7 protein-coding genes are annotated in these 11933 nt (G+C 42.7%); all 7 read left to right on the forward strand.

All coding sequences use genetic code 11. The annotated features are described in order from the left end of the window. Positions 1 to 118 precede the first annotated feature (118 nt). The 7 genes from ACEN82_RS09710 to ACEN82_RS09740 all read left to right on the forward strand — a co-directional run bounded on the left by ACEN82_RS09710 (position 119) and on the right by ACEN82_RS09740 (position 11927). Positions 119 to 1285, forward strand: a complete 1167-nt coding sequence (locus ACEN82_RS09710) for a FecR family protein (protein WP_413320880.1) — start codon at positions 119 to 121, stop codon at positions 1283 to 1285. A gap of 222 nt (positions 1286 to 1507) precedes the next feature. Further along, positions 1508 to 4942, forward strand: a complete 3435-nt coding sequence (locus ACEN82_RS09715; RefSeq protein ID WP_413320878.1) for a SusC/RagA family TonB-linked outer membrane protein — start codon at positions 1508 to 1510, stop codon at positions 4940 to 4942. 9 nt (positions 4943 to 4951) lie between these two features. Further along, positions 4952 to 6445 (forward strand): RagB/SusD family nutrient uptake outer membrane protein, encoded by a 1494-nt coding sequence (locus ACEN82_RS09720; protein ID WP_413320876.1) that lies wholly within the window; start codon positions 4952 to 4954, stop codon positions 6443 to 6445. Between the two features lie 19 nt (positions 6446 to 6464). Beyond that, positions 6465 to 7319 carry a DUF4843 domain-containing protein gene (locus ACEN82_RS09725; protein ID WP_413320874.1) on the forward strand — a complete coding sequence of 285 codons (855 nt, stop codon included), beginning with the start codon at positions 6465 to 6467 and terminating at the stop codon, positions 7317 to 7319. Positions 7320 to 7330: 11 nt separating this feature from the next. Then, entirely contained in the window at positions 7331 to 8767 is a 1437-nt protein-coding gene (locus ACEN82_RS09730; protein WP_413320872.1) for a PKD-like family lipoprotein, read from the forward strand. 148 nt (positions 8768 to 8915) lie between these two features. Further along, positions 8916 to 10040: a redoxin domain-containing protein gene (locus ACEN82_RS09735; protein WP_413320870.1), complete on the forward strand. Its 1125-nt coding sequence runs from the start codon at positions 8916 to 8918 to the stop codon at positions 10038 to 10040. A 6-nt stretch (positions 10041 to 10046) separates the two neighbouring features. Then, entirely contained in the window at positions 10047 to 11927 is a 1881-nt protein-coding gene (locus tag ACEN82_RS09740; protein WP_413320868.1) for a protein-disulfide reductase DsbD domain-containing protein, read from the forward strand. The last annotated feature ends 6 nt before the right edge of the window (positions 11928 to 11933 follow it).

Here is an 11933-nt window from a genome sequence, read left to right on the forward strand (position 1 = left end):
ATGATATTTTATCATTTTGATTTAAACCTGCATTATTTTTAAATAAAACATTAAAAATATTTTCAATTAACATGGGCTATTTTCATTTTGCCGACTCATGTATATATAAAGGATGTAAATGGACGAGGCGAACAAGCAATATTTTATACAGATACTAACAAAATACAGGCGTAGTGAGGCTACTCAGGAAGAAATTAAATTCCTGGAATCGTACTATAACTTATTTGAGTTAAACGATGACCTTATCACTGACGAAAACGAGGCCGACTACCTGTATCTGAAAGATGCCATTAAAGCAAAGGTTGATGAAAGGATAGCGCAATACGAAAAAAAGCCGGTTACCATGCCTTTAAGATCGGGTTGGACCAGATATGCCGTGGCCGCCTCAATTCTGTTGTTTATTTCGGTTGGTGCTTACTTTTTTGTTCGTAACCGGTATAAGGCCGATAATTTGGCCGCAAACTCTTACAAAGGCATAGTACCTGGTACCAACAAGGCTACGCTTACTTTGGCCAACGGCACAACCATATCGCTTGATGATGCTGCCAACGGACAAATAGCTAAACAGGCCGGGGTAAAAATCACTAAAACAGCCGATGGGCAGATCGTTTACCAGGCCGAAGCGACCGGGCAGAATCAAGCTGTTCAAAACACGGTTACCACACCTAACGGCGGGCAGTACAAGGTCATCCTGCCCGACGGCACTAACGTGTGGCTTAACGCGGCATCGTCAATAACTTATCCAACCGTGTTTAAGGGAGCGGAACGTGAGGTAACGCTCAATGGCGAAGGCTACTTTGAAGTAACAAAAAATAAAGCAATGCCATTCAGGGTTAAATCGGCATTGCAAACTATTGAGGTGCTCGGTACGCATTTTAATGTCAATGCTTACGGCGATGAAGCTTTGCTTAAAACCACCCTGTTGGAAGGTTCGGTAAAGGTAACATCGGCAACAAACTCAATACTTATTGTTCCCGGTGAGCAGGCGGTAATAAGCCGTACAGGTAACGGTACCATCAGTAAACAACAAGTGAACCTTGACAAAGAAGTAGCCTGGAAAAACGGCGTATTCTCATTTGCAGATGAGGATATCCGCGAGGTTATGCGCCAGGTAAGCCGCTGGTATGATATTGATGTGGTTTATGAAGGCGATATGCCAACGGAGAAATTTTTTGGTGAAATTTCAAGGAGCAGTAAACTGATCGACGTTTTCAGGATCCTGGAGCTTAACAACATGAAATTTTCGGTGGAGGGCAAAACAGTGAAGGTGTCCTACGGTAAATGATATTTAACTTAAACTTTATACTAACAACTAACAAAACTAAATGCTAATCACTAAAACAAAACTTAATGGATAAACAAGTACGATAAATCTCAGACCAATCTCATATTAACAGACCAAAAATTAACCGGAAGCCTCTCACCGCTTCCGGTTTAAAATAGGTCAGGCAGCACAAGATGTCGAAGCCCTGGGCTGCATTTTATTAACCCAATCTTATTCAAAAATATGAAATTAACTTTTCTTTACAACGCCGTATGCGCAATACGGGGGGTAAAGTACAAATTCTTATTAGTATTGAAACTCACCACTATACTGTTGCTTGTTGGCGTGTTGCACTTATCGGCTGCAAGTTATTCTCAAACGGTAACCATATCCGGTAAAAACAAGAGCCTCGAATCGGTTTTTAAGGATATAAAACAACAAACAGGCTATTTGTTTTTTTACAGCGAAAAAGTAAATATAAAAGGCAAAACAGTTGATGCCAATTTTCATGACGCGCCGCTTGTTGATGTGCTTAACACGTGTCTTAAAGATTTTGATCTGAGTTTTACCATTGTGTCTAAAACCATCGTAATCCAAAATAAAATACCCGAACCGCGGCCGGAACCGGCTGCGCCGATGAGCAAAATTCCGGTGAGTGGCCGTGTGTTAGATTCGGTGAGTAAAACCACTTTGCCCGGTGTAAACATTGCCATTAAAGGCGGCAGGGGAGTAATAGGCCAAACCAATGATAAAGGGGAGTTTAATGTACAGGCGGATGCAGGGCAAACATTAATATTCTCGTTTATGGGCTACAAATCCGCAGAAGTTAAGGTGGTAGCAGGGCAATCGATTGTAGTGAGGCTTTTGCCTGATATTAATAACATTAAAGACATAGTGGTAACCGGTTACCAGGTTATCAAAAAGGATAATTATACCGGTAATGCTATCACGGTAAGCGGTGCAGATTTGAAGCGTAATAACCCGCAAAACGTGATCAAAAGTATAGCTTCGTTTGATCCGTCGTTTAAAGTACTTGATAATAACTTTATCGGTTCGGATCCAAACAAGCTGCCAAAGATAAACGTAAGGGGCGCCACAGCTATCCCTTCCATCAGCGACAATATACTGGACCGCAACAACCTTTCAAGTAATTATAACCTGCCGGCCTTTATCCTTGATGGCTTTGAAGTATCGCTTCAAAAAGTAGTCGATCTGGATATTAACCGGATAGAATCGGTTACCTTATTGAAAGATGGTGCGGCTACTGCGGTTTACGGTTCAAGGGCAGCCAACGGTGTAATGGTGATCACTACCAAAGCGCCTGTTGCCGGGAAACTGCAGTTATCATACAATTACGAGCTTACCTTCAACGGCCCGGATCTGTCCGACTATCACGTGCTTAATGCTAAACAAAAAGTGGCCTATGAGCAGCTTGTGGGTTTATATGACACACAGACATCTACCAGCGGTGATACTAAACAGGACGAGCTTGACGCCCAGTTGTTCACGCGCTTAAAAAATGTGGCGAGCGGTGTTAATACTTATTGGTTGTCGCAGCCTTTAAGAAACGCCTATCAGCAGAAGCATTCGGTTTACGCGCAGGGAGGCGATCAATCGTTCAGGTATGGTATCGACTTGCGATACCAGACACAACCGGGGGTTATGAAGGGTTCTGACAATACGCGTTATAGCGGCGGGGTTGATTTTACCTATAATCCAAGCTCAAAGCTTATCATCAGGAATGATCTGACCATTACACAGGTTAACCAGGCCAATTCTCCTTACGGCGATTTCTCGACTTATGTAAACGCCAACCCATATTTCCCGATAAGGGACAGTACAGGCAGATTGGTACAGGAACTGGCCAACTGGCGTGTAAACACCGGCCGTTCAGGAACTGATCAATATGTTACCGAAAATGTGTTTAACCCTTTATATGAAGCCAGCCTGAGCAGTTTTAATAAAGCGGCATATACAGAAATACTGGAGTCGTTCTCTGCTGATTATAAGATGACAAAAAGCCTGAGGTTAAGGGCGTTAATGAGCGTAAACAAAACCAATTCAACATCTGATAATTATGTATCGCCTTTAAGTAGTGTTTTTTACAACTACGCGTCTGATCGGCTGAACAACAGGGGGACTTATGATTACGGAACAAATGCCAGTCTTAACCTTGACGGAAACGTAACTATCAGTTATAACAAGCAGTTGGGCGATCATTATTTCAATCTTGTGTTAGGTGCTAATATTTTGGCTTCAAAAGCCGATGTTAAATCATTTTCGGCCCAGGGTTTTTCAAACGACAGGTTTACCAATATTGGCTTTGCACGTATTTACAAAGAAAATTCAGGCCCTTACGGAGATGTTACCAAGTCAAGAACGGCGGGTGCTTTCTTTTCGGGCAACTATGCGTTCCAAAACAAATATCTGTTAGATGCATCGGTAAGGGTTGATGGTTCATCGGCTTTCGGGGCCGACAGGCGTTATGCTCCTTTCGGATCCCTTGGAATTGGCTGGAATATTCATAAGGAAAGCTTTTTTCAGGGCTCAAAAGTAATAAGCCAGCTGCGCCTTAAAGGCAGTATCGCAACGCTTGGTTCTATCAGCTTCCCGGCATACCAGTCGCGCTCAATTTATTCATATGATACGCAAAACTGGTATTCAACCGGTATCGGCGCTACCATCCTGGGCTACGGCAATAGCAACCTGGAATGGCAAAAAACCCGTACCTCTGATGTGGGTATGGACATTGGGTTGTTTAAAGATAGGATAGTTATATCGCCAAGATACTATTACAAACTTACCAAAGGGTTAATTACTGATATCAATCTTGCGCCGTCAACAGGTTTTACAACTTATAAAGATAACCTTGGTGACATGTCAAACAAAGGCTATGAGCTTTACCTCGTAGCCCAGGTTTTCCATACATCCAACTGGAACATTAACCTGACCGGTAACCTTGCTCATAACGTTAACAAAATAGTGAGCATATCTGATGCGCTTAAAGCCTTCAATAATAACATAGATAACTTCCAGACCAATAAGGATAACAACGCTTTTTCAACCCCGCTAACGCGGTATGTTGAAGGTAAATCACTGAATACCATTTACGCTGTGAAGTCATTGGGTATTGATCCTGAAAACGGCAAAGAGATCCTGGTGAAAAAAGATGGTACCCTAACCTATGTGTGGGATGTTAAGGATGTACAGGACGTGGGCAATACAACGCCAAAGGCCGAGGGTTTTTTTGGTAGTACGGTATCATACAAAAGGTTTATGCTGAGCTTTAGCTTCCATTACCGTTTTGGCGGGCAAGCCTTTAACCAAACGCTTATCGACAGGGTTGAAAATGCTGATCCCCGTTTTAATGTTGATAGCCGCGTGCTGGAGCAGAGGTGGAAACAACCCGGCGATCACACGTTTTTCAAAAATATTACTGACCTAACCGATACTTATGTGTCATCGCGATTTGTACAAAAAGATAACCTGATAGAGCTGCAGTCGCTTTACTTGTCATATGATTTTAAGCCAAACGCTATTCGTCGTTTGGGGCTTCAAAATTTGAGGCTGGCAGCCACAGCAAACGATGTTTTCAGGACTTCAACTATCCAGGCAGAGCGTGGGATCTATTATCCCTTTGCCCGCAGCTTAACATTTTCATTATTGGGTTCATTTTAACACATAACCATGAAGAGATATTTAATTTTTATAATCCCGTTGCTGGTATTTACCTCATGCAAAAAGTTTTTGGATGTACAGCCGGAATCTGATGTAACCAAAGAGCAACTGTTTACCACTGAAGATGGTTTTGAGGAGGCGTTAAATGGTGTTTACACCAGGTGTACCAAAGCAGATATGTACGGTGGCAACCTCACGTTTAGCAACCTGGATATCATGGCGCAGAACTATTCGTTTTCGAATACTGATTTTCAAAAGATCGCTTCTTTTCAGTACAGCCAAAGCATTTTAAAGGATAAAAACAGCCAGATCTGGTCGGCGGTTTATAACGCCATCGGTAATTGTAATGAAATATTACAGGTGATAGATAAACAAAAGGCTGTGTTTTCGGGTAACAACTATGCTATCATTAAAGGCGAAGCGCTCGCCCTTCGCGCATACCTGCATTTTGATCTTTTGCGCATGTTCGCGGCTTCGTATAAATCCAACCCGAACGCCAAAGGCATCCCATATGTAACTAATGTTAGTATTAAAAGTACACCCTTTTCATCAATAGGTGAGGTAATTAATAACGCCATAGCTGATCTGCGTAATGCACGTGCGCTGCTAAGTACAACTGATCCTATTCTTTCGCCAGGCTACATAGTTGGATATCCTAACAAAACCTATCCCGGCGGTTATACAGGTCGCAAGCAAACAGAAACCACAAGTAATACCCTGTTTTTGCAAAACCGCAGGCATAGGCTTAATTATTATGCCGTATGCGGCGAACTTGCAAGGATTTACCTGTATAAAAATGACTACCAGAATGCACTCTCCAACGCCAATGATGTAATAACTGCTAATAAATTCCCCTGGACTCAAAAAGATGATGCCTTTAACAACAACGTTGAACAAAAAGACAGGATTTTTTACAACGAGCTGGTATTTGGCTGGTATGCACCACATGCCAATGATAACAACGCGCTTGTTACGTTATTCAGTGCCACAAATACTGCTCAATATCAGCCAACACCGTTGCAGTTAGATAATATCTATGAAAAAAGCACTGTTGGTGCCGAGGACTGGCGCTACAGAGAATGGTTTTTTACAGCTACAGATGTAACGCCAAACCGTAGTTACCTGGTTAAATATTTGGTTAACAGTTCGCCGCAGGTAAACCTGCACCCGTTAATGGCACCGTCTTTTCGCTTGGCTGAGGCCTACTATATAGCAGCTGAAGCAAGCTATGATAGTAACCCAACAAAAGCCATTGAGTATTTAAATACAGTACGTACCCATAGGGGCATTATCGATTTATTGCCGAATACTTTGGGCAAATCAGCTTTTATGAATGAGCTGGTTAAAGAAGCCCGTAAAGAGTTTTACGGCGAGAGCCAGATATTTTACATGTATAAACGCTTAAACCTTGATATAGTGGCGGCCAGCGGCCAGATCTATCCGGCATCAAACAGCATATACGTGTTCCCGATCCCCGACGACGAAACAGCTTACAATAATTGATCTCATACCATTTATAACAATGAAAAGAAATATATTTTTTGTTTTAGTGGTCTTTGCAGCTCTTTTCGGTTGCAAAAAAGACCAATTACTTATATACGGCTCCAGGGATAATATTTATTTGAATTATAAGGATAAAGACGGCAACCAGGATACGTCGGTATTAACCTATTCCTTTGCCTATAATCCTACCCTGGCGCAGGATACCATTTGGGTACCGGTGATCATTTCGGGGCAAAGGTCAAAAACCGAAAGAAGGTTTGCGATATCCGTAGTTGACACCGCTACCACAGCCAAAGCCGGTTTGCACTATGAAGCGCTTAAGCCCTCGTACACTATGCCTGCTGATTCGGGCACAGTAAAGGTACCTGTCATCATCAAAAATACCGACCCAGAACTTGCAAATAAATCGGTTGTGCTTACCATTCTTGTTTCGGGTGGTCAGGATTTTAATTCGTCATTGCCTGTGGCATTGAGGATGCGATCTATCCTTTATTCATCGCGTCTGGAGCAACCGGCCTGGTGGATTTACTGGATGGGTAATCTGGGTCCTTACAGCAGGATAAAACACCAATTGTTCCTGATCTCTTCGGGCACTACCGATCTGGTTGATATGTCCAAACCTAATGCTTATCTCCAGATCCCACGTACGCTATATTATATAGATAACGTGAGGACCTTTATTAATGACCCTTTTGCCTGGGTAGCGCGATATCCGGAAAAAGGCTACATACTTACCAAAAGGGCCGATGGAAGCAACGATTATGATTTTTATAGTTCTTCTTCGCCCGGTAAGAAGTTTTACCTCAAGTATTATGCGCAGGCAGGCAAGTACTTTTTTGTTGATGAAAATGGTCAGCAGGTTATTATCAATTAAACATTTAGGTCATGAAATTTAAATCGATAGCTCTATTGGCGCTCATAACGGTATTTTATACTTCATGTAAAAAAGACCTCGGCAATTATGTATACTCGCCACCTTCAGAGCCGGTAGTTACCGGCATTAATAACGCTACATTTGCAGCCCTGCTGGGCGATACGCTCACCATAAACCCCAAGGTTACTTTGGCCGGTGCGGATCCCTTAAAGGATCTTGATTTTGAATGGCACATCACCGTACAAGAAGAACTGCGGGACGCAGTTTTCAAAGGCTACCCTTTGAAAATGGTCTATAACTTGGGCCCCGGCGACCGCGCGTGTAAACTCACCATTACCGACAAACGGAATGGGTTATTTTATACGTTTCCTTTCAAAATTGCAGGTACGACGCAGTTTTCGGCAGGTATTTTGGTGTTGAGTAACGATAATGGGGTTACCAAATTATCATTCGTAAAACCGGATAAAACAGTGTTGGGCGATATTTATAAATCACTTAATAAAGGCGATTTGCCTATCAATCCGGTTCAGTTGTACTATTCAAAACCACTGCCTTATCAACCCAATACCAAAGAGGAATATTGGGTGCTAAGCAACGATCCTAATAAAAGCGGGGTGGTGCTTGATGCCAGTACCCTATTAAAACGGACGGATTTTGCAGCGCAGTTCTTCTCGCCGCCGGCTGTTATCAATACAGGTTATCTGGAGCCATTTTTAGGCCCCGTACAAATGGGAACAGTGCCAACGGGGGTTATCAATGGTAAGCTATATGTAGGTGTATCCTCAACAGCGCCATTTGCTGACGATTACGGCAAATTTGCCAACGAACAGGGCGGTGATTACACCATGTCTAAATATTTTACACATGGAAGCTCGTTTTTTATCGGTTACAATCTTAAAGGAAAAGCCTTTATCACCTTCGGGGCCGATGGTACTTACTCTGGCACCAATTACCAGATTGATACCGCAAGCACTGGCTTTGACCCTAAAAATGTAGGATACGATAATTTGTTGTTCATGAAACCTACAGAAGGTGGCCCTTCATATGCTTTCTTTAAAACAGCGACAGGTACCATAACCGAACTAAGTTTTAGCTACCCTATGGGGGATGACCGGACATTTAAAGGGCTGGGCAAACGCACATTCAAAGGCAGCGCCTTAATTGATGATAATACCAAATGGGTGGTGAATAGCTTAAATGTGTTTTATTTTTCATCAAAAGGGAAAATTTACCGCTATAACCCAATTAATGAAGATATAAGACAGCTCGACGCAGACTTTGGCGGTAAAAAGGTATCCATGATGAAGATCAGTTTGGATGACAACACCCTTACTGTTGGCGCAGATGGGGCAGTTTATACACTTGACGTAAGTGTTTCTAAAACCGGTAATATCACCAAAACAATAACCGGTATACCGGGCGAACCGGTTGACATTGTGAGCAGATAAAAAACTAAGTAATCAAAACCATATAAAAGATTAACCAACAGCATGGATGATTTTTGTGTTGTTGGCCGCAGTCATGACATTAACAAGAGCGTTTCATCCTTGAAAAGTATAACGTAACCTGTCGACTCGATGTATAACATATAAAGAAATGAAAAAACTACTAAACTTAATTTTGAGCATGGCTGCGTTGAACGCCGCCGGTCAAACTAACCAGTTCGCTATTAATGGGCAGATTGGCAATCTCAACGGTCAGAAAGTTTATTTAAGCTTTATGACAGACGGCAAGGGGCATGAAGATTCGACCACATTAGTTAACGGCGCTTTTCATTTCACAGGTAAGATGAACCCATACAGTTCTGTACGCCTTGCACTTGATCATAAAGGCGCCGGCCGGGAAATTGCCACCCATGGTGGAGATATTCTCTACTTTAATTTTTCTAATGAAACGCTTAATATAGTTTCTAAAGATTCCCTGGCAAACGCCCAGATGAGCGGATCCAAAACATATGATGAATATTCGGCTTATGTGAAAGCTGTAGGACCGATGCCATGGGACATCGATCATATTTCTAATGCTGAAATTGCGGCAGCGCCCGAGTTGGTGAATGATACCGCATTTACCAATTCGGTTGCCCGCCATCACTATAAAATGATTGCCGATTTTCAGCGCAAAAATCTCGATTTTGCCAAAACGCACCCCGATTCGTTCTTTGCACCGGTAGCGCTGTTCGGCACTGCATCTAATGAAAAAACGGTTACAGCAGCCGAACAGGTGTTCAAAACTTTCAGTCCGGCAATCCAGGCAACTGATAATGGTAAAACTATCAAAGAATTTATTGATGCACATTACCGTTTAAAAATAGGTGGCCCGGCGCCGGTTTTTACTCAGGTCAACCCTGCCGGCAAACGCTTATCGTTAGCCGATTATAAAGGTAAAATCGTTTTGGTCGATTTTTGGGCAAGTTGGTGTTCACCTTGTCGTCAGGAAATCCCAAATCTGTTAAGTCAGTATAAAATGTACAAGGATAAAGGGTTCGAAATCCTTTCGGTATCGCTTGACAACAGCCGCGACAAATGGCTGAAAGCACTGCAACAGGAGGGTATGACATGGCCGCAGGTTAGCGACTTGAATGGCAACAATAACAGCGTTGCCCGTCTTTATGGCGTTTCGGCTATACCTGCTACATTCCTGGTAGACCGCGACGGCAAACTTATTAGCACAAATCTGCGCGGGGAAGACCTCAATCATAAACTTGCCGAACTTTTTAATTAAGCAGGTATGAAAAAGATCATTTCGGTTTTTCTACTTTGTGTTTTGTTTAGCGTGGCCTCTTTGGGTAACGTCATAAAACACGGAGCGGGCAAAATAGCACTTCATGTTTTATATGTAGGATATGATCCGGCAAAACCTAAGCCCGAACATATTACTTACTATAGCACAGCCGCGGGCGCGGTAGATGAGGCCTGGAAAACCCGTATGGCCGATTTTAAGGCTTTTTTAGAAACGCGCTTTGACAAAGTTGAAGTTGTGGATGTGAGGGATTACGATGCTTCGATGTCTGCCAATGTCGACGTAACAATTGCCGATGCGGGTCCGATAAAATTACCTGCCAATTTTGACAGGCCTATTATTTTGATGCATCAGCTGGCTCCCGATGTGGGCATGCCGATAGGACTTAAGTTTGATTGGTATTGTCAGTGTTTGGAAGACGATGCGCTGAACATCAAAACCAGTCATGCCATATTTAATACACCTGTAAAAGTGAAGTTAACTTTAGTTAACAGGCCTACGCCGGGTTCTTTTTTTAACGGCTTTCAGGGAGCAACTACCCCGAAAGAACTGCCTATGTGGAAGGTGATCAAAGAAGATCCTGCAGCTAAGGATAAATACATTATCGGCATGGTGGCACATGGCGAGGGATTTAACGATTCGCCGGATGCCGAAGCTATAAGTGGCGGTGTTTGCTTAAAAAATGCTGAAGCAGTAGCGTTAGGCCGTCAGGGTAATTATTTTATGTGGGGCTTTTCTGCTTCGCCAAATCATATGACGGATGAAGCTAAAGATGTATTTGTGAACACAGTTTGCTACATCAAAAAGTTTGATCACCAGGCGCCCATTATGAAAAAAGTACAAATTGAAAACCGTGAGTGGGTAAATGAAATGATTTACCGTAGCGATAAAGCGTTATATCAAAAAACGCTGATAGCCCGGAAAAAAGGTAACGCCCGCCTGCTAAAAATGCAGCAGGAACTTAAAGATCGTAAAGCCAAAGGCGAGGATATTGGTAAAGGTAACGAGGCGTTTTTAAAGATGCCGGTATCCGATGATGTACAAAGTTTTGATGAATATCTTAAAAGCTGGACTGGCAACGGCATGTATGATGCTTTTGGTACTAACGTAGAGGCCTATCATAAATACTATCGGGATAACCTCGAGTATTTTTATCCGGTTGATGCTTACTCTTTACAGGTTGATGAGGATGCAAAAAAGCTGGGGATCTCCAACCGCAAAATTGAGCTGCTTGAAAAATGTATCAATATGCTTGAGAAAGGAGAGGAGCCTGCCCTGGCCCAAAGGGTATTGGAAAGATATACCACCGAAAAATTCACATCTGCCAAAGAATGGCGCATTTGGTTAACCAAAAACAAGCCCAACCTTTATTATACCGAAGCCGGAGGTTTTAAGTTTATGGTGAATACTTACAAAACAGAAACGGCGGCAATAGCACCCGTATCAACTGGCGACATTAAAACTGCAAACGGGGTAACAACACCGACCCGTGCCGATCCGGTGGTAGTGAGCGCCACGTTGGTTGATGAAGCAAATGGTAAAAAACAGGTAGTTGTTAAAGCGGAAATCTTGCAAGGCTGGCATATTTACGCTTATGTACCTAAAGACAGCCCTTTTATTACTACACAACCCATTATTGAGTTGCCCGAAGGTGTAACAAGCGGCGAGTGGCAAGCATCGGCCGGTGTTCCATTTGTCGGTGGCGAAGGCATGTTTGTTTGGGAGGACAAAGCAACATTTAAAACGGAAATAAGCGCGGCTTCATTAAAACGCGGCATGGTAATCAAATGCGGGCTTTATTACCAGGTTTGTGATAATAACAAGTGTTTCCCACCAAAAAGAAAAATAATTGAAATACAGGTTTTATAATCCAGC

Source organism: Mucilaginibacter sp. Mucisp73, from assembly GCF_059491465.1.